This is a genomic window from Klebsiella sp. C360 (assembly GCF_048822415.1).
Lineage (GTDB): Bacteria > Pseudomonadota > Gammaproteobacteria > Enterobacterales > Enterobacteriaceae > Klebsiella > Klebsiella quasipneumoniae.
Window position 1 is genome coordinate 327,595 of record NZ_JBMEZZ010000005.1, and the last position, 18,103, is coordinate 345,697.

The window sequence follows — 18,103 nt, forward strand, 5'->3', positions numbered from 1 at the left end:
TACGGGCGCGGTTCGCCGCGCCCTTTATCAGGTTATCGCTATGCAGGAACAGACTCCGCACGCAGAAACCACCTTCGCGCTGGATCGCGTCACTTTCCGTGTGCCTGGCCGCACGTTGCTCCATCCGCTCTCGCTCACCTTCCCGGCCGGAAAAGTCACAGGCCTGATCGGCCATAATGGCTCCGGCAAGTCGACGTTACTGAAAATGCTTGGCCGCCATCAGCCGCCTTCCGCAGGCGATGTGCTGCTGGACGGCCAGCCGCTGGAGAGCTGGGGCAGCAAAGCCTTTGCCCGCAAAGTGGCCTATCTGCCGCAGCAGCTGCCGCCGGCCGAAGGTATGACGGTGCGCGAGCTGGTGGCGATCGGCCGCTATCCGTGGCACGGCGCGCTGGGTCGCTTTGGCGCGGCGGACCGCGAGAAAGTGGAAGAGGCGATTGCGCTGGTAGGGCTGAAGCCGCTCGCCCATCGTCTGGTGGACAGCCTCTCCGGCGGCGAACGCCAGCGGGCGTGGATCGCCATGCTGGTGGCGCAGGATAGCCGCTGTCTGCTGCTCGATGAACCCACCTCGGCGCTGGATATCGCCCATCAGGTTGATGTCCTCGCGCTGGTGCATCGTCTCAGCCAGCAGCGCGGCCTGACGGTGATTGCCGTCCTGCACGACGTTAATATGGCGGCCCGCTACTGCGACTATCTGGTGGCCCTGCGCGGCGGGGAAATGATCGCCCAGGGGACGCCGGCGGAACTGATGCGCAGCGACACCCTGGAACAAATCTACGGCATCCCGATGGGGATCCTGCCGCACCCGGCCGGCGCGGCGCCGGTAAGCTTTGTCTATTAATGATGACCCCGACTCAGATAACCCGACGTCGCCTGCTGACCGCGATGGCGCTCTCGCCGCTGCTGTGGCAGATGCGCGGCGCGCAGGCGGCGAACGTTGACCCGCAGCGTGTGGTCGCCCTGGAGTGGCTGCCGGCGGAGCTCCTGCTGGCGCTGGGCGTCACGCCTTACGGCGTGGCCGATATCCCTAACTATCGCCTGTGGGTGAACGAGCCCGCGCTGCCCGACTCGGTGATCGATGTCGGTCTGCGCACTGAACCCAATCTTGAGCTGCTGACGCAGATGAAACCGTCGTTTATCGTCTGGTCAGCAGGCTACGGCCCGTCGCCGGAGAAGCTGGCGCGTATCGCCCCCGGCCGCGGATTCACCTTTAGCGACGGCAAACGCCCGCTGGCGATGGCTCAGCGCTCGCTGCTGGAGATGGCTGACCTGCTGGGCAAACCGCAGCAGGCTCAGCGCCACCTGGCGGAGTTTGAGGCGCTGATGGCGAGCCTGAAGCCGCGTTTTGCCGGGCGCGGCGACCGTCCGCTGCTGATGATCTCCCTGCTCGATCCGCGCCACGTTCTGGTGTTTGGCGAAAACTGCCTGTTCCAGGAGGTGCTTGACCGCTTTGGTATTAAAAACGCCTGGCGCGGCGAAGCGGCGTTCTGGGGCAGCGTTAGCGTTGGCATCGACCGGCTGGCGGCATTTAACGAGGCCGATGTGATCTGTTTTGATCATGGTAACGAGCGGGAGATGACCCAACTGCTGGCGACCCCGCTGTGGCAGGCGATGCCGTTCGTGCGCGCGGGACGCTTCCAGCGCGTTCCGGCGGTGTGGTTCTATGGCGCGACGCTGTCGGCGATGCATTTTGCCCGCGTGCTGGCCGAGGCCCAGGGGAGTCCGGTATGAATACGCGTATTTCACCGTTAGCCAGTATCCTGCTGGCCGCGCTGCTGGTTGCCGCCTTCGCGTTGAGTATCGTCAATCTCAATGTCGCCTTGCCCTATGCGCAATGGCGGCAGGCGCTGCGGCAGCCGGATAGCGATCAGATTGCCCAGATGCTGTTTCATTACAGCCTGCTGCCGCGGGTGGCCGTTTCACTGCTGGTGGGGGCCGGGCTGGGACTGGTCGGCGTACTGTTCCAGCAGGTGCTGCGCAATCCGCTGGCGGAGCCGACCACCCTTGGCGTCGCCACCGGCGCGCAGCTGGGGATAACGGTCACCACGCTGTGGGCCATCCCCGGCGTGCTGGCGTCGCAGTTTGCCGCGCTGGCCGGGGCCTGTCTGGTGGGTGCGCTGGTGTTTGGCGTCTCCTGGGGCAAGCGTCTGTCGCCGGTAACGCTGATCCTGGCGGGCCTGGTGGTCAGCCTCTACTGCGGGGCGCTTAACCAGCTGATGGTGATTTTCCATCACGACCAGCTGCAGAGCATGTTCCTGTGGAGCACCGGGACGCTGACGCAAACCGACTGGAGCGTGGCGCAGCGCCTGTGGCCGCAGCTGCTGGGCGGGGCGATACTCACCCTGCTGCTGCTGCGTCCGCTGACTCTGATGGGGCTCGATGACGGGGTGGCGCGCAACCTGGGGCTGGCGCTGTCTCTGGCGCGCCTCGGCGCCCTGACGCTGGCGATCGTGATGAGCGCGCTGCTGGTCAACGCGGTCGGGATTATCGGCTTTATCGGCCTGTTCGCGCCGCTGCTGGCGAAAATGCTCGGCGCCCGTCGACTGCTGGCCCGGCTGCTGCTGGCGGCGCTGATCGGCGCGCTGCTCCTGTGGCTTTCCGATCAGGTGATCCTCTGGCTGAGCCGGGTATGGCGGGAAATCTCCACCGGCTCGGTCACCGCCCTGATCGGCGCGCCGCTGCTGCTGTGGCTGCTGCCACGGCTGCGCAGCATCAGCGCCCCGGTGATGAACGGCGGCGATAATGTGCAGCCTGAGCGCTATCACGTGCAATGGTTTGTTCTCGGGGGCGTCGCGTTGCTGCTGCTGGCGATGAGCGTGGCGCTGGCCTTTGGTCGCGATGCCCACGGTTGGCTGTGGGCTCACGGCGATCTACTGGAGCAACTGCTGCCCTGGCGCTGGCCGCGGGTGCTGTCGGCGCTGTTCGCCGGGGTGATGCTGGCGGTCGCCGGCTGTATTATCCAGCGCCTGACCGGCAACCCGATGGCCAGCCCGGAAGTGCTGGGCATCAGCTCCGGCGCCGCCTTTGGCGTGGTGCTGATGCTGTTCTTCGTGCCTGGCGACGCCTTTGGCTGGCTGCTGCCGGCCGGGAGCCTTGGCGCGGCGGCCACTTTGCTGATCATTATGCTGGCCGCCGGGCGGGGCGGTTTCTCGCCGCATCGGATGCTGCTGGCGGGGATGGCGCTCAGTACCGCCTTCACTATGCTGCTGATGATGCTGCAGGCCAGCGGCGATCCGCGTATGGCGCAGATCCTGACGTGGATCTCGGGGTCGACCTACAGCGCGACGCCGGAGAGGGTGGTACGCAGCGGCGCGGTGATGCTGGTCCTGCTGGCGCTGGCGCCGCTCTGTCGCCGCTGGTTAACCATCCTGCCGCTGGGCGGGGAGGCGGCGCGGGCGGTGGGCATGGCGCTGACGTCATCGCGGATTGTTCTGCTGCTGCTGGCGGCCTGCCTGACGGCGGCGGCGACGCTGACCATCGGCCCGCTGAGCTTCGTCGGGCTGATGGCGCCGCATATTGCGCGCATGATGGGCTTCCGCCGAACGCTGCCGCATATGGTGATCTCCGGACTGACTGGCGGGCTGCTGCTGGTCTTCGCCGACTGGTGCGGACGGATGATCATGTTCCCGTACCAGATCCCGGCGGGGCTGCTGTCGACCTTTATCGGCGCGCCGTACTTTATCTATTTGCTGAGGAAGCAGAGCCGCTAACGATCCCGGATGGCCTCAACATCCCCGGTGGCGCTAGTGCTTACCGGGGCTACAGTGCTGTGCGATTTGGTAGCCCGGATAAGGCGCAATGCGCCGCATCCGGGAAACTCCCCGGTGGCGCTATCGCTTACCGGGGCTACAGCGCTGTGCGATTTGGTAGCCCGGATAAGGCGCAATGCGCCGCATCCGGGAAAATCCCTGCGTCACCAGGCATTCAAGCACCTTACAGTTTGGCAAATACCCGACGCGCGGCGTCGATGGTATTGTCGATATCTTCTTCGCTGTGGGCGACGGACATAAAGCCAGCCTCAAACGCTGACGGCGCAAGGTAAACGCCTTCCTCCAGCATCAGATGGAAGAAGCGCTTGAAGCGTTCGACATCGCACTTCACCACGTCCTGATAGCAGGTGACGGTTTCGGCATCGGTAAAGAAGATGCCGAACATGCCGCCGACGTTATTGACCACCAGCGGGATCCCGGCGTCACGCGCCGCATCGAGCAGGCCTTGCGCCAGCTGGTTGGTCAGCTCGGTGAGGGTTTCATGCACGCCCGGCTGCGCCACTTCGCTTAAGCAGGCGAAGCCGGCGGCCATGGCGATCGGGTTACCGGAGAGGGTTCCGGCCTGGTAGACCGGACCGGTGGGCGCCAGCGCGTCCATCACCTCGCGACGGCCGCCGAAGGCGCCTACCGGCATCCCGCCGCCGATGATTTTCCCGAGACAGGTCAGATCCGGCTCCACGCCGTAATAAGCCTGCGCGCCCGCCAGCGCCACGCGGAAGCCGGTCATCACTTCGTCGATGATCAGCAGGGCGCCAAATTCGTCGCACAGCGCGCGCAGGCCCGGCAGGAACTCCGGCTGCGGCGGAATGCAGTTCATATTCCCGGCGACCGGCTCGACGATGATGCAGGCGATATCCTGCGGATACTGCTCGAACGCCGCGCGCACGGAGGCGAGGTCGTTATAGGTGCAGGTCAGGGTATGTTTGGCGAAATCAGCCGGCACGCCCGGCGAGTTCGGCTGGCCGAGAGTCAGCGCGCCGGAACCGGCTTTCACCAGCAGGCAGTCGGCATGGCCGTGGTAGCAGCCTTCGAACTTGATGATCTTGTCGCGGCCGGTGAAGCCGCGCGCCAGGCGAATCGCGCTCATGGTGGCTTCGGTACCGGAGTTCACCATGCGCACCATATCCATGGTCGGCACCAGCTCGGTCACCAGCGCCGCCATTTTTACTTCCATTTCGGTCGGCGCGCCAAAGCTCAGGCCGCGGGACGCCGCCTCGATCACCGCGTTGCGGATCGCCGGATGGTTGTGGCCCAGCACCATCGGACCCCAGGAGCCGACATAATCGATATAGGCTTTCCCATCCACGTCATAGAGGTAAGCGCCATCCGCGCGTTCGATAAACAGCGGGGTGCCGCCGACGCCGGTGAAGGCGCGGACCGGCGAGTTAACGCCGCCGGGGATCAGTTCACGCGCGGCGTGGTACAGATTTTCAGATTTGCTCATGGCCAGGGTCCTGGTTCGTGAAAAATGTTTTATCGGCTATTCTAAGTTATTCCAGGATGGTTATGAAAGTTTTGCCCAATTGAAACAATGTGCCGCAAGGGCATTTTTTTGACGACGCAGCGCGCCGGGGCGGCTAAAATGCCTCTCTCTTCATTTGTATTACCAATAATTGATAATGGCATGAAAGCAGAAACTCCCTCTTTTGAGGCACATCAGTTCGTGCGGGTGCGTCGCGGCGATGCGGTGCGCCGGTTGATTCAGCGCGATAAAACGCCGCTGGCGGTGCTGTTTATGGCGGCGGTGGTCGGCACGCTGGCCGGGCTGGTGGGCGTGGCGTTTGAGAAGAGCGTGAACTGGGTGCAGAACCAGCGGATCGGCGCGCTGGCGCAGGTGGCGGACCACTGGTATCTGGTCTGGCCGCTGGCGTTTATCTTGTCGGCGCTGCTGGCGATGGTCGGCTATTTCCTCGTGCGCCGTTTTGCGCCGGAGGCTGGCGGATCGGGGATCCCGGAAATCGAAGGGGCGCTGGAGGAGCTGCGGCCGGTGCGCTGGTGGCGCGTGCTGCCGGTGAAATTCATCGGCGGCATGGGGACCCTGGGCGCCGGAATGGTACTGGGACGCGAGGGGCCGATGGTGCAGCTTGGCGGCAACATTGGACGCATGGTGCTGGATATTTTCCGCATGCGCAGTCCGGAAGCGCGGCACACGCTGCTGGCGACCGGTGCGGCGTCGGGGCTCTCAGCGGCCTTTAACGCGCCGCTGGCCGGTATCCTGTTTATCATCGAAGAGATGCGCCCGCAGTTCCGCTACAACCTGATCTCCATTAAAGCGGTATTTACCGGCGTGATCATGTCGAGCATTGTGTTTCGCATTTTCAACGGCGAGGCGGCAATTATAGAGGTGGGCAAGCTGAGCAATGCCCCGGTGAATACCCTGTGGCTGTACCTGGTGCTGGGGATGCTGTTTGGCTGCTTTGGTCCGCTGTTTAATTTTCTGGTGCTACGCACCCAGGATCTGTTCCAGCGCATTCACGGCGGCAACATCAAAAAATGGGTGTTAATTGGCGGGGTCATCGGCGGGCTTTGCGGCCTGCTGGGGCTGATGCAGCCCTCCGCGGTGGGGGGCGGCTTTAACCTGATCCCCATCGCCGCCGCCGGTAACTTCTCCGTCGGTTTGCTGCTGTTCATCTTTATTGCCCGCGTGGTGACCACGCTGATCTGCTTCTCTTCCGGCGCGCCGGGCGGCATTTTCGCCCCGATGCTGGCGCTCGGCACGCTGCTGGGCACGGCGTTCGGCATGGCGGCTATTCCGCTGTTTCCGTCCTACCATCTCGATGCCGGCACCTTCGCCATCGCCGGTATGGGGGCGCTGCTCGCCGCCTCGGTGCGCGCGCCGCTGACCGGGATTGTGCTGGTGCTGGAGATGACCGATAACTATCAGCTCATTTTGCCAATGATTATTACCTGCCTTGGCGCAACACTACTGGCGCAATTCCTCGGCGGTAAGCCTTTGTATTCGACCATTCTGCAACGTACTCTGGCGAAGCAGGAGGCCGAGCAGGCGGCAAAAGCGCAGCAGGCACCCCGGGAGAATACTTGAACGATTTACCAGGGTATTAGATAATGGCTCAAAAGGTCCGGTTATTCTTTAACCGGCCGGAAGTATCAATGGGAGCAAAAAATGAGTGATGACGTAGCGTTGCCGCTGGAGTTTACCGAAGCCGCAGCCAATAAAGTAAAACACCTGATTGCGGATGAAGATAATCCGAACCTGAAACTGCGCGTGTATATCACCGGCGGCGGTTGCAGCGGTTTCCAGTATGGCTTCACCTTCGACGATCAGGTGAACGAAGGGGATATGACCATTGAGAAACAGGGTGTCGGCCTGGTGGTTGACCCGATGAGCCTGCAGTACCTGGTCGGCGGCTCTGTCGACTATACCGAAGGGCTGGAAGGTTCGCGCTTTATCGTGACCAACCCGAACGCGAAAAGCACCTGCGGCTGCGGGTCCTCGTTCAGCGTTTAAAGCGAGCGCGGCAGGGGGCTTTTTCTCGCAGCGAGAGGGCGCCAACGCTAAAAACGGTAACCTCAAGGTTACCGTTTTGCTTTTATGACCGTCCGTTATCGTCCAGGGCAAACGTCGGCAGCTTCAGGTGCCAGCGGATCGCCGCCAGCCGGATCGCCAGGGTCACCACCATCCCCATCATCGCCGAATTCTCCAGCGGGAGATGGAAGGTGTCGTGCGCGGTGGCGTGGACAATGCCGCCGACAATACAGGCGGTGGCGTAGATCTCGGTGCGCAGAATCATAGGAATTTCGCGCGCCAGCACGTCGCGGATTATCCCGCCGCCAACGCCGGTCACCACCCCCATGCATACCGCTACCAGCGGGCCGCTGCCGGCGAGAAAGGCTTTATTCACGCCGATGCCGACAAACACCGCTAAACCGACGGCGTCGAGCACCGGCAGGATCCATTTCGGCAGCCGGCGCGGCTGGCGGACCAGCAGGATGGTCAGCATGCTGGTGACCATCGCCACCACCAGATCGGTGGGATCTTTGACCCAGAATACCGGGCCATTCGCCAGCGCCATGTCGCGGATGGTTCCGCCGCCCACCGCCGTCACCACGCCTAACACCAGCACGCCAAACGGGTCCATGCGTAATTTTCCGGCCAGCAGAACGCCGGAGATCGCGAAAACGGCCGTGCCAATAATATCCAGCCAATAGACAAGCATCGTTGATTCCCACTGAACATCCGCTTTACCGGATGGTTATTTTACCTGGTCGAGCGCCGCACAAAGTTGTTTGGCGGCGAGGATAATACGTGGGCTTGCGCGTTCAAACCAGTCGCTGTGTAACGCAATCAACGAAATGGTGAGCTGATGTTGCCAAAAGCGCTGCGCCTCGGCGATGCGGCTGGCGTCGCCGGTCACCACAATCGCCTGCGGCTGACGGGCCAGCACCTGTTCGCGGCTCACCTGCGGCCAGGGAACGCGGCTGGCGGCAAAGATATTCTCGCCGCCGCACAGCCTCAGCACCTGATCCTGAATCGAGCCGGGGCCGCTGGTGAACAGCGGGGCGGAACCGAACTGCAGGAAGACGCGTTTCTTCGGCGCGCTGGCATAGCGCGCTTTCAGCGCATCGTATTCCTGCTGCATCGCCTGCGCCGCCTGCTGCGCTTTTTCCGGCTGCGGGCTCCACTGCGCCAGCTGACGCAGGGTGGCGATGATCTCTTCGATGGTCGAAGTCTGCACCCAGAGGACGTGGATACCCAGCGACTGCAGCTGGTTAACCTGACGTTCGGCATTACCGCCGCGCCAGGCCAGCACCAGGTCTGGCTTTAACGCTACGATGCGCTCCAGGTTCATCCCCTGCCAGCTGGCAACCTGCTCAATCGTTTTGGCCTGCGGCGGATAATCGGAATAGCTACTGACGCCGACCGGCGTGATCCCGGCGGCAAAGGCCAGTTCGGTATTGGCGGGGGAGAGGGCGATCACCCGCGGCGCGGCCAGCAGCCACGCCGGGGCGAGTAACAGCAGCGCGGCAAGCGCGAAGGAGAGCGACTTAGCCACGTGCCAGGTTCTGGACCAGATTCTCCACCATCAGGGTGGACTGTCGGGCGGCGACCGCAAGGAACTCCTCAAAGCTGAGGTGAGACTGCTGGTCGGCCACATCGGAGATGGCGCGAACCACCACGAAGGGAACCTTAAAGTTATGGCAAACGTGAGCGATAGCGGTCGCTTCCATTTCCACAGCGATCGCCTGCGGGAAATTATGGCGGATCTTCGCCAGACCGACAGAGCCGTTAATGAAGGCATCGCCGCTGACGATCAGGCCGCGAACGGCATTGAGATCTAACGCGTTAATGCAGCTCTCCGCGGCGGCCACCAGTTTTTCGTCCGCTTTAAAGCCCGCCGGGCAGCCAGGCAGCTGGCCGTACTCATAACCGAAGGCGGTGACGTCGGCGTCGTGGTAGCGCGCTTCATCGGAGACGACGATATCGCCGACCTTCAGCGTCGACGCCAGGCCGCCGGCTGAGCCGGTATTAATGATCACGTCAGGCTGGCAACGCTCCAGCAGAAGGGTCGCGCCCATCGCCGCCGCCACTTTCCCGATACCAGACTTCAGCAGCGCGACGTCAACGCCGTGAAGTTGGCCGGTATAGATTTCGCTCCCGCCAATAGTGATAGTCTGGCGGTTTTCGATTTTGTCGCGCAGAAGGGTAACTTCCTCTTCCATAGCGCCAATAATGCCAATTTTCATAGATTTACTCGCGATGTGTCAGGTTTAGTTGCATAGTCTATCATGCGCTTAAGGGGAAGCGTATTGCTCGCGCGGGAGAGGCTATGGCAAAGATTGATTTTCGCAACAAGATAAACTGGCGTCGACGCTTCCGTTCGCCGCCGCGTGTCGAGACGGAGCGCGACATCCTGCGGATCTTCGAAAGCGATCGGGGACGGATCGTCAACTCGCCGGCCATCCGTCGCTTACAGCAAAAAACTCAGGTCTTCCCGCTGGAGCGAAACGCGGCGGTGCGTACCCGTCTGACCCACTCGCTGGAGGTGCAGCAGGTGGGGCGTTATATCGCCAAAGAGGTACTGAGCCGGCTGAAAGAGCAGAGGCTGCTGGAAGAGTATGGCCTGGAAGAGCTGACCGGGCCATTCGAGAGCGTCGTGGAGATGGCCTGCCTGATGCACGATATCGGCAACCCGCCGTTTGGCCATTTTGGCGAGGCGGCGATTAACGACTGGTTCCGCCAGCGTCTGGCGCCCGGCGATGCGCTCGGGCAGCCGCTGACCGACGATCGCTGTGAAGTGCAGGCATTACGCCTGCAGGAGGGGGAAACGTCGCTTAACGCGCTGCGCCGTAAAGTGCGCCAGGATCTCTGCTGCTTTGAGGGCAACGCCCAGGGCATTCGTCTGGTCCATACGCTGATGCGCATGAATCTGACCTGGGCGCAGGTCGGCTGTATTCTGAAATATACTCGTCCGGCGTGGTGGTCCGAGGCGACGCCAGCCAGCCACAGTTATTTAATGAAGAAGCCTGGCTACTATTTAGCCGAAGAGGAGTATGTGGCGCGCCTGCGTAAAGAACTGGATCTGGCGCCTTACAATCGGTTCCCATTAACCTGGATTATGGAAGCCGCGGATGACATCTCATATTGCGTCGCGGATCTCGAGGACGCGGTGGAAAAACGTATTTTCAGCGCTGAGCAGCTTTATCAGCATCTTTACGACGCCTGGGGCAGCCATGAAAAAGGATCGTTATTCTCGCAGGTGGTTGAAAATGCCTGGGAGAAATCACGAGCCAATTCCCTGAAGCAGAGCGCGGAAGATCAGTTTTTTATGTATTTGCGGGTGAACACGCTGAATAAGCTGGTGCCCTACGCGGCGCGCCGATTTATTGACAACCTGCCGGCCATCTTTACGGGCGACTTTAATCATGCGCTGCTCGAGGACGACAGCGATTGCAGTCAGCTGCTGGAGCTTTATAAAAATGTGGCGATGAAACAGGTGTTTAGCCATCCGGATGTCGAGCAGCTGGAATTGCAGGGCTACCGGGTGATCAGCGGCCTGCTGGATATCTATCAGCCGCTGCTGAAATTATCACTGGAGGATTTCAGCGAATTAGTGGCGCAGGAGCGGGTACGGCGTTTACCCATTGCCTCCCGACTGTATCAGAAACTTTCAACCCGCCACCGGCTGGCCTATGTGGAAGCGGTAAATAAGCTCGCGCGCACAGCGCCTGAATTTGCGCTGATGGAATACTATTATCGCTGCCGTCTGATTCAGGATTATATCAGCGGGATGACGGATTTATATGCGTGGGATGAATATCGACGACTGATGGCGGTGGAATAGGCTGGAGTTTTGTAAAGATGGACAATAAATTTTTACTTTTTCCAGAAACTTAATTCCGGAACTTAGCGCTATAAAATGACTCTGATAGTCACGTACACAGCAACTTTCGTTTTCTGATATTGAGATTGAAACTGATGAAAAAAACCACGTTAGCAATGAGTGCACTGGCTCTGAGTTTAGGTCTGGCATTGTCCCCGCTCTCTGCGAGCGCGGCGGAAACGGCATCTTCGGCCACTAACGCGCAGCAGATGCCAAGCCTGGCCCCGATGCTGGAGAAAGTGATGCCGTCGGTGGTGAGCATTAACGTTGAAGGTAGCACCACCGTTAATACCCCACGGATGCCGCGTAACTTCCAGCAGTTCTTTGGCGATAACTCGCCGTTCTGCCAGGATGGTTCTCCATTCCAGAGTTCGCCGTTTTGCCAGGGCGGCGGACAGGGCGGTCAGCCTGACGGCGGCCAGCAGCAGAAATTCATGGCGCTGGGCTCCGGCGTGATTATTGATGCGGCCAAAGGGTATGTGGTGACCAACAACCACGTCGTGGACAACGCCACCACGATTAAGGTCCAGCTGAGCGATGGTCGTAAGTTTGATGCCAAAGTCGTGGGTAAAGACCCGCGCTCTGATATCGCGCTGATTCAGATTCAGGATCCGAAAAACCTGACGGCAATTAAGCTTGCCGACTCTGACGCGCTGCGCGTCGGCGACTACACCGTGGCTATCGGTAACCCGTTCGGTCTGGGCGAAACCGTGACCTCCGGGATTGTTTCCGCGCTGGGTCGTAGCGGCCTGAACGTGGAAAACTACGAAAACTTTATCCAGACCGATGCGGCGATTAACCGCGGGAACTCCGGCGGCGCGCTGGTGAATCTCAACGGCGAGCTGATCGGCATCAACACCGCCATTCTGGCGCCGGACGGCGGCAACATCGGTATCGGTTTTGCTATCCCGAGCAACATGGTGAAAAACCTGACCGAGCAGATGGTGAAATATGGCCAGGTGAAACGCGGCGAGCTCGGCATCATGGGCACCGAACTGAACTCTGAGCTGGCGAAAGCGATGAAAGTCGACGCCCAGCGCGGCGCCTTCGTCAGCCAGGTGATGCCGGGATCGGCGGCCGCGAAAGCGGGCATTAAAGCCGGCGATGTGATCACCTCCCTCAACGGGAAGGCGATCAGCAGCTTCGCCGCGCTGCGTGCTCAGGTCGGCACCATGCCTATCGGCAGCAAGGTTGAGCTTGGCCTGCTGCGCGATGGCAAACCGGTGACCGTCACCGTCGAACTGCAGCAGAGCAACCAGACCCAGGTTGACTCCAGCACCATCTTCAACGGGATTGAAGGGGCGGAAATGAGCAACAAGGGTCAGGACAAAGGCGTGGTGGTCAATAATGTGAAAGCCGGCACCCCGGCGGCGCAGATTGGCCTCAAGAAAGGCGACATCATTGTCGGGGCCAACCAGCAGCCGGTGAAAAACATCGCCGATCTGCGGAAAATCTTCGACGCCAAACCGTCCGTGCTGGCGCTGAACATTCAGCGCGGCGACGCCTCTATCTACCTGCTGCTGCAGTAATCGTCAGCGCTTGATCCCAGCCCCTTCCCTCGCCGAGGGCAGGGGCTTTTTTCCGTTCTGTGACCGCTTCCACAACTCCACATATCTCATCCGGGCTTCGGGCATATGCACAATGCGGCAGGGCGACGACTCTTTTATGCTGGTGCCCTGCAAAGGGGAGGATTACATGGCTGGCTGGCATCTCGATACCAAAATGGCGCAGGATATTGTGGCGCGGACGATGCGCATCATCGATACCAACATCAACGTGATGGATGCCCGCGGGCGGATTATTGGCAGCGGCGATCGGGAAAGGATTGGTGAATTGCACGAAGGCGCGCTGCTGGTGCTTTCCCAGGGGCGGGTGGTGGATATCGACGACGCGGTGGCTCGCCATCTGCACGGGGTGCGCCAGGGCATTAACCTGCCGCTGCGCCTGGAGGGGGAGATCGTCGGGGTGATCGGCCTGACCGGCGAGCCGGAGTCGCTGCGAAAATATGGCGAGCTGGTGTGCATGACGGCAGAAATGATGCTGGAGCAGTCGCGACTGATGCATCTCCTGGCGCAGGACAGCCGTCTGCGCGAAGAGCTGGTGATGAACCTGATTCAGGCGGAAGAGCATACCCCGGCGCTGAACGAATGGGCTCAGCGATTAGGCATCGACCTGAATCAGCCGCGCGTGGTGGCGATGATTGAGGTGGACAGCGGCCAGCTCGGCGTAGACAGCGCGATGGCGGAACTACAGCAGCTGCAGAACGCGCTGACCACGCCCGATCGCCATAATCTCGTGGCCATTGTCTCGCTCACGGAAATGGTGGTGCTGAAACCGGCGCTGAACAGCTTTGGCCGCTGGGACGCCGACGATCACGTCCGGCGCGTCGAGCAGCTTATCGCCAGGATGAAAGAGAATGGCCAGCTCCGTTTCCGCGTGGCGTTGGGCAACTTCTTCACCGGTCCCGGGAGTATCGCCCGCTCTTACCGTACCGCTCGCACGACGATGATGGTGGGCAAGCAGCGGATGCCGGAGAGCCGCTGCTATTTCTATCAGGATCTGATGCTGCCGGTGCTGCTTGACAGCCTGCGCGGCGGCTGGCAGGCCAATGAGCTGGCTCGTCCGCTGGCGCGTCTCAAGGCGATGGATAACAACGGGCTGCTGCGACGAACGCTGCAGGCGTGGTTTCGCCATAACGTGCAGCCGCTGGCGACGTCGAAGGCCCTGTTTATTCATCGCAATACGCTGGAGTACCGGTTGAATCGTATCTCGGAGCTGACGGGGCTGGATCTTGGCAGCTTTGACGACCGGCTGCTGCTGTATATCGCGCTGCAGCTGGATGAACAACGCTAAGGCGTGGAGGTAAAAAAATGCCGGGTAGCGACTCGCCATACCCGGCCTGGACGATGCATGCTGTCGGTAGCGGTTTGATACCGCCAGCCCGGTCAGGCGACGCGCCGCCGGGGATGCGCTTACTTACGGGTGAGCTTTTCCAGATCGGCTTCGATTTCGCTGATCTTATTGGTGACCACGCTTTCTAGATGGCGTAAATCGTCGAGGATTTTACGCTTGAGATCGATTTCAGTGCGGTCGCGCTGGCAAATCTGATCCAGCTCATCGATGACGTAACGCAGATTGGGGCTGATCTCCTGGACCTCTTTGTAGCCCTGGCCGACGCCGTCGGCGACGACGGTTTTGCGCTGACGCGGATATTTGAACTTCACGCTCTTGGCGAAGAATTCGCCTTTGTCTTTCTGAAAATAGATTTTCAGAATGTCGTTGTTAGCTTCCTGCCGCAGGCTATAGCGATCGATCTCATCAGGGTTGGTAATGCCAAGACTTTTCAGATTATCGTACATAACGGTACCTTTGATAGCATCATAACCATTGAATAATTAACGAAAAAATCCATTCTCGCCAGCATCAAATATCAAAAAAGCGGGATATCTCCCGCTTTTTATTTGCTTTAGTCGATGGTGCGCAGCAGTTCGTTAATGCCGACCTTGCCGCGAGTTTTAGCATCGACTTTCTTCACGATCACTGCGCAGTACAGACTGTATTTACCATCTTTCGACGGCAGGTTGCCTGACACCACTACCGAGCCAGCCGGCACGCGGCCGTAGAAGACTTCGCCGGTTTCGCGATCGTAGATTTTGGTGCTCTGACCCAGGTAAACGCCCATGGAGATCACGGAGCCTTCTTCGACAATCACCCCTTCAACTACTTCAGAGCGCGCGCCGATGAAGCAGTTATCTTCGATGATGGTCGGGTTCGCCTGCAGCGGCTCCAGTACGCCACCGATGCCGACGCCGCCGGACAGGTGAACGTTTTTACCGATCTGCGCGCAGGAGCCGACGGTGGCCCAGGTGTCAACCATGGTGCCTTCGTCAACGTAGGCGCCGATGTTAACGTAGGACGGCATCAGCACAGTGTTGCGGGCGATGAACGCGCCCTGGCGCACCGCTGCCGGCGGCACCACGCGGAAACCTTCTTTCTGGAAACGCGCTTCGTCATAGTCAGCGAATTTCATCGGTACTTTATCGAAGTAGCGGCTTTCCGCACCATCGATAACCTGGTTATCGTTAATACGGAAAGAGAGCAGTACCGCCTTCTTCAGCCACTGATGCGTCACCCACTGACCGTCGATCTTCTCAGCGACGCGCAGCGCGCCGGAATCCAGAAGGGCAATAACCTGGTTAACCGCTTCGCGGGTCACGGTATCCACATTGGCCGGCGTGATGTCGGCGCGACGCTCGAAGGCGGACTCAATAACGTTCTGTAACTGCTGCATTGTTTCTTTCCATTCACTAAAAAAAATACGTCACCCTTTATCGTTTGGATTGAGGGCCGCTGTCAACCGTTGTTGCACTTCTTGTTGCAGCTCATTATTAAGGGCACGCCGGTCGGCGGTAGCGATTATAAATAAATCTTCTACTCGCTCACCAATTGTCGTAATTCGCGCCCCGTGAAGCGAAATTCCGAGGTCGGCGAACACCTGACCGACGCGGGCGAGCAGCCCGGGCTGGTCAAGGGCAATCAGCTCGAGAAACGATTTGCGATCGGTATGGGTCGGCAGGAAATTCACCTCGGTGTCCACCGAAAAATGACGCAGCTTTGCCGCCTGACGACGGGGCGCCGGGGGCTCCCAACTGCGCTGGGTGATGGTCTGTTCCAGACCCTGGCGGATCGCCTCGTGGCGGTCGGCGGACAGCGGACTGCCGTCAGGCTCAAGGACGATAAAGGTATCCATCGCCATGCCGTCGCGGGTGGTAAAGATCTGCGCGTCGTGGACGCTGAGGTTGCGACGGTCCAGTTCGCCACACACCGCGGCGAACAGGTAAGGGCGATCCGGGCTCCAGATAAAAATCTCCGTTCCGCCGCGAGTGGCCTGCGAGCTCAGGAGGATCATCGGCTTATTCAGATCGTGGCGCAGCAGGTTGCGGGCGTGCCAGGCGAGCTGCGTCGGCGTATGTCGCACGAAATAGTTGGCGCGGCAGCGGTTCCAGATTTGATGCAGCGCCTCTTCATTAATATTGTCCATCCGCAGCAGGGCCAGCGCCTGCAGCTGATGGTGACGCACCCGTTCGCGCATGTCCGGGGTGCTTTGCATGCCGCGACGCAGCTGTTTTTCAGTGGCGAAATAGAGTTCGCGCAGCAGGCTCTGCTTCCAGCTGTTCCACAGGGTTTCGTTGGTGGCGCAGATATCGGCGACGGTCAGGCACACCAGATAGCGCAGGCGATTTTCCGTTTGCACCTCCTCGGCGAACTGCTTAATCACCTCCGGATCCTGAATATCGCGCCGCTGGGCGGTGACCGACATCAGCAGGTGGTGACGCACCAGCCAGGCGACCAGCTGCGTTTCACGGGAGTTCAGCCCGTGCAGTTCGGCAAATTTCAGCACATCCTGCGCGCCGAGGATCGAGTGGTCGCCGCCGCGCCCTTTGGCGATGTCGTGGAACAGGGCGGCGATTAAAATCAGCTCCGGGTGCGTTAAGCGCGGCCACAGTTCCACGCACAGCGGGTGGCGGCTACGGGTCTCTTCTTTAGCAAAGCTCTCCAGCTTGAGCATCACGCGGATGGTGTGTTCATCGACGGTGTAGGCGTGAAACAGGTCGAACTGCATCTGGCCGACGATATGGGACCACTGCGGCATATAGGCCCACAGCACGCTGTGACGATGCATCGGCAGCAGTCCGCGACTCACTGCCCCCTGATGGCGCAGCATGCTGAGAAAGAGCGTGCGCGCCTCCGGGATATAGCACAGCGGCTGGGTCAGATGACGGCGGGCGTGGCGCAGATGGCGCAACGTCGTGGAGTAGATGCCGGTGATGGTGCTGTTGCGCACCATGATATAAAACATGCGCAGAATGGCCTGCGGCTCGCGAATAAACAGCGTATCGTCACGCAGATCGATCAGCGTGCCGCGCAGCTGGAAATCATCATCGATCGGGCGCGGTTTTTCATCCTCGGTCAGGGCGAGGATGGCCTCTTCAAACAGCTGCAGCAGCATCTGGTTCAGCTCGCTCACCCGGCGGGTGACGCGGAAGAAGTCCTTCATCATATGCTCAATCGGCTGGTTGCCGTCGCCTTCATAGCCGAGCCGGCGGGCGACGCTGAGCTGGCGGTCGAAAAGCAGGCGGTTGTCATAGCGAGTGAGTTCGAGATGCAGCGCGAAGCGGATACGCCACAGCTGGTGCAGACACTCGTTGAGCTCATTGCGCTCGGCTTCGGTCAGAAAGCCGAAGCCGACCATCTCATCCATCGAGGTGGCGCCGAAATGGCGGCGAGCCACCCACTGTAGCGTATGGATATCGCGCAGGCCGCCGGGGCTGCTTTTCACGTCCGGCTCGAGGTTATAGCTGGTGCCGTGATAGCGCTGATGACGGACGTTCTGCTCTTCAACTTTCGCGGCGAAGAACTTTTCTGATGGCCAGAAGCCGTCGCTAAAAATATGTTTTTGCAGTTCAAGGAACAGCGCGACGTCGCCGATCAGCAGGCGCGATTCGATTAAGTTGGTGGCGACGGTGAGGTCCGAAAGCCCTTCCAGCAGACACTCTTCGAGAGTGCGCACGCTGTGGCCTACCTCCAGTTTGACGTCCCACAGCAGCGTCAGCAGTTCGCCGACCTTTTGCGCCTGGTCGTCCGGCAGCTTTTTGCGGCTGAGGATCAGCAGATCGACGTCAGAGAGCGGATGCAGCTCGCCGCGGCCATAGCCGCCGACGGCCACCAGCGCCAGGTCGCAGACGGATTCAAAGCCGCAGGCGATCCACAACCGCTGCAGCAGCTGGTCGATAAATTCGGTGCGCGCCGCAATGAGCTGCTCCGCGGCGATACCGGCGTCAAACGCCTCGCCCAGCCAGTGCTGAAAGGTATCGATGTGCGCCTTAATTGCAGCACAGTTCAGATCGCCCTGCGGCCAGCTCACCGGATGTTCCGGCGGGATGGGCAGAAGGGGGGAGGCTGTGTCAGGTAATGAGTTGCTCATCGCGTCAC

Annotated in this window: 15 protein-coding genes; 8 read left to right on the plus strand and 7 right to left on the minus strand. The window is 60.5% G+C overall.

The features are described 5' to 3' along the window. Positions 1-40 precede the first annotated feature (40 nt). Genes fhuC through fhuB form a run of 3 tightly spaced genes read left to right on the plus strand, consistent with a single transcriptional unit; the run spans position 41 to position 3,707 of the window. On the plus strand, positions 41-838 hold the full coding sequence (gene fhuC / locus ACOI7D_RS16440; protein WP_032452785.1) for a Fe3+-hydroxamate ABC transporter ATP-binding protein FhuC: 798 nt from the start codon (positions 41-43) through the stop codon (positions 836-838). Beyond that, positions 838-1,728 (plus strand): Fe(3+)-hydroxamate ABC transporter substrate-binding protein FhuD, encoded by an 891-nt coding sequence (gene fhuD, locus ACOI7D_RS16445; protein ID WP_060591184.1) that lies wholly within the window; start codon positions 838-840, stop codon positions 1,726-1,728. Before fhuC ends, fhuD begins: the two co-directional genes overlap by 1 nt. Beyond that, complete coding sequence (gene fhuB / locus ACOI7D_RS16450; RefSeq protein ID WP_050533866.1) at positions 1,725-3,707, plus strand: Fe(3+)-hydroxamate ABC transporter permease FhuB; 1,983 nt, start codon at positions 1,725-1,727, stop codon at positions 3,705-3,707. The genes fhuD and fhuB overlap by 4 nt, the downstream gene beginning before the upstream one ends. Positions 3,708-3,930: 223 nt before the next feature. Here the strand turns inward: fhuB and hemL are convergent, their stop codons facing one another. Next, complete coding sequence (gene hemL / locus ACOI7D_RS16455) at positions 3,931-5,211, minus strand: glutamate-1-semialdehyde 2,1-aminomutase (protein ID WP_017900647.1); 1,281 nt, start codon at positions 5,209-5,211, stop codon at positions 3,931-3,933. Between the two features lie 180 nt (positions 5,212-5,391). On the opposite strand from hemL, the gene clcA reads away from it, so the two are divergent. Together clcA and erpA are read left to right on the plus strand one after the other, a co-directional pair. Then, complete coding sequence (clcA, locus tag ACOI7D_RS16460; protein WP_032429103.1) at positions 5,392-6,810, plus strand: H(+)/Cl(-) exchange transporter ClcA; 1,419 nt, start codon at positions 5,392-5,394, stop codon at positions 6,808-6,810. Between the two features lie 81 nt (positions 6,811-6,891). Further along, positions 6,892-7,236: an iron-sulfur cluster insertion protein ErpA gene (erpA, locus tag ACOI7D_RS16465; RefSeq protein WP_002889275.1), complete on the plus strand. Its 345-nt coding sequence runs from the start codon at positions 6,892-6,894 to the stop codon at positions 7,234-7,236. 82 nt (positions 7,237-7,318) lie between these two features. On the opposite strand, the gene ACOI7D_RS16470 is transcribed toward erpA, so the two are convergent. Genes ACOI7D_RS16470 through mtnN form a run of 3 tightly spaced genes read right to left on the minus strand, consistent with a single transcriptional unit; the run spans position 7,319 to position 9,473 of the window. Continuing rightward, positions 7,319-7,945, minus strand: a complete 627-nt coding sequence (locus ACOI7D_RS16470) for a TRIC cation channel family protein (RefSeq protein ID WP_023292038.1) — start codon at positions 7,943-7,945, stop codon at positions 7,319-7,321. A 36-nt stretch (positions 7,946-7,981) separates the two neighbouring features. Next, positions 7,982-8,782 carry a vitamin B12 ABC transporter substrate-binding protein BtuF gene (btuF, locus tag ACOI7D_RS16475; RefSeq protein WP_050533865.1) on the minus strand — a complete coding sequence of 267 codons (801 nt, stop codon included), beginning with the start codon at positions 8,780-8,782 and terminating at the stop codon, positions 7,982-7,984. Further along, positions 8,775-9,473 (minus strand): 5'-methylthioadenosine/S-adenosylhomocysteine nucleosidase, encoded by a 699-nt coding sequence (gene mtnN / locus ACOI7D_RS16480; RefSeq protein WP_023292040.1) that lies wholly within the window; start codon positions 9,471-9,473, stop codon positions 8,775-8,777. Before mtnN ends, btuF begins: the two co-directional genes overlap by 8 nt. Positions 9,474-9,556: 83 nt before the next feature. Between mtnN and dgt the strand changes: the two genes are divergently transcribed. The 3 genes from dgt (at position 9,557) to cdaR (ending at position 13,963) form a co-directional block, all read left to right on the plus strand. Beyond that, a complete protein-coding gene (gene dgt / locus ACOI7D_RS16485; RefSeq protein ID WP_049013573.1) occupies positions 9,557-11,071 on the plus strand; it encodes a dGTPase in 1,515 nt (504 codons plus the stop codon). A 134-nt stretch (positions 11,072-11,205) separates the two neighbouring features. Continuing rightward, complete coding sequence (gene degP / locus ACOI7D_RS16490; protein ID WP_023292042.1) at positions 11,206-12,639, plus strand: serine endoprotease DegP; 1,434 nt, start codon at positions 11,206-11,208, stop codon at positions 12,637-12,639. Positions 12,640-12,805: 166 nt separating this feature from the next. Next, positions 12,806-13,963, plus strand: a complete 1,158-nt coding sequence (gene cdaR, locus ACOI7D_RS16495) for a DNA-binding transcriptional regulator CdaR (protein WP_023292043.1) — start codon at positions 12,806-12,808, stop codon at positions 13,961-13,963. 119 nt (positions 13,964-14,082) lie between these two features. On the opposite strand, the gene ACOI7D_RS16500 is transcribed toward cdaR, so the two are convergent. From ACOI7D_RS16500 to glnD, 3 genes are all read right to left on the minus strand, one after another. Continuing rightward, a complete protein-coding gene (locus tag ACOI7D_RS16500) occupies positions 14,083-14,469 on the minus strand; it encodes a DUF3461 family protein (protein WP_002889292.1) in 387 nt (128 codons plus the stop codon). A 107-nt stretch (positions 14,470-14,576) separates the two neighbouring features. Beyond that, the gene (dapD, locus tag ACOI7D_RS16505; RefSeq protein WP_002889295.1) at positions 14,577-15,401 is read right to left on the minus strand and encodes a 2,3,4,5-tetrahydropyridine-2,6-dicarboxylate N-succinyltransferase; all 825 of its coding nucleotides are present in this window, start codon (positions 15,399-15,401) and stop codon (positions 14,577-14,579) included. A 30-nt stretch (positions 15,402-15,431) separates the two neighbouring features. Further along, positions 15,432-18,095: a bifunctional uridylyltransferase/uridylyl-removing protein GlnD gene (gene glnD / locus ACOI7D_RS16510; protein ID WP_023292044.1), complete on the minus strand. Its 2,664-nt coding sequence runs from the start codon at positions 18,093-18,095 to the stop codon at positions 15,432-15,434. Positions 18,096-18,103 lie beyond the last annotated feature (8 nt).

What these genes read in the sequence shown, in the direction of transcription:
- degP (WP_023292042.1), top strand. Translation starts at nt 11,206, where the DNA reads ATGAAAAAAACCACGTTAGCAATGAGTGCACTGGCTCTGAGTTTAGGT.
- ACOI7D_RS16500 (WP_002889292.1), bottom strand. Translation starts at nt 14,469, where the DNA reads ATGTACGATAATCTGAAAAGTCTTGGCATTACCAACCCTGATGAGATC.
- glnD (WP_023292044.1), bottom strand. Translation starts at nt 18,095, where the DNA reads ATGAGCAACTCATTACCTGACACAGCCTCCCCCCTTCTGCCCATCCCG.
- dapD (WP_002889295.1), bottom strand. Translation starts at nt 15,401, where the DNA reads ATGCAGCAGTTACAGAACGTTATTGAGTCCGCCTTCGAGCGTCGCGCC.
- hemL (WP_017900647.1), bottom strand. Translation starts at nt 5,211, where the DNA reads ATGAGCAAATCTGAAAATCTGTACCACGCCGCGCGTGAACTGATCCCC.
- fhuC (WP_032452785.1), top strand. Translation starts at nt 41, where the DNA reads ATGCAGGAACAGACTCCGCACGCAGAAACCACCTTCGCGCTGGATCGC.
- mtnN (WP_023292040.1), bottom strand. Translation starts at nt 9,473, where the DNA reads ATGAAAATTGGCATTATTGGCGCTATGGAAGAGGAAGTTACCCTTCTG.
- erpA (WP_002889275.1), top strand. Translation starts at nt 6,892, where the DNA reads ATGAGTGATGACGTAGCGTTGCCGCTGGAGTTTACCGAAGCCGCAGCC.
- fhuD (WP_060591184.1), top strand. Translation starts at nt 838, where the DNA reads ATGATGACCCCGACTCAGATAACCCGACGTCGCCTGCTGACCGCGATG.
- dgt (WP_049013573.1), top strand. Translation starts at nt 9,557, where the DNA reads ATGGCAAAGATTGATTTTCGCAACAAGATAAACTGGCGTCGACGCTTC.
- clcA (WP_032429103.1), top strand. Translation starts at nt 5,392, where the DNA reads ATGAAAGCAGAAACTCCCTCTTTTGAGGCACATCAGTTCGTGCGGGTG.
- cdaR (WP_023292043.1), top strand. Translation starts at nt 12,806, where the DNA reads ATGGCTGGCTGGCATCTCGATACCAAAATGGCGCAGGATATTGTGGCG.
- ACOI7D_RS16470 (WP_023292038.1), bottom strand. Translation starts at nt 7,945, where the DNA reads ATGCTTGTCTATTGGCTGGATATTATTGGCACGGCCGTTTTCGCGATC.
- fhuB (WP_050533866.1), top strand. Translation starts at nt 1,725, where the DNA reads ATGAATACGCGTATTTCACCGTTAGCCAGTATCCTGCTGGCCGCGCTG.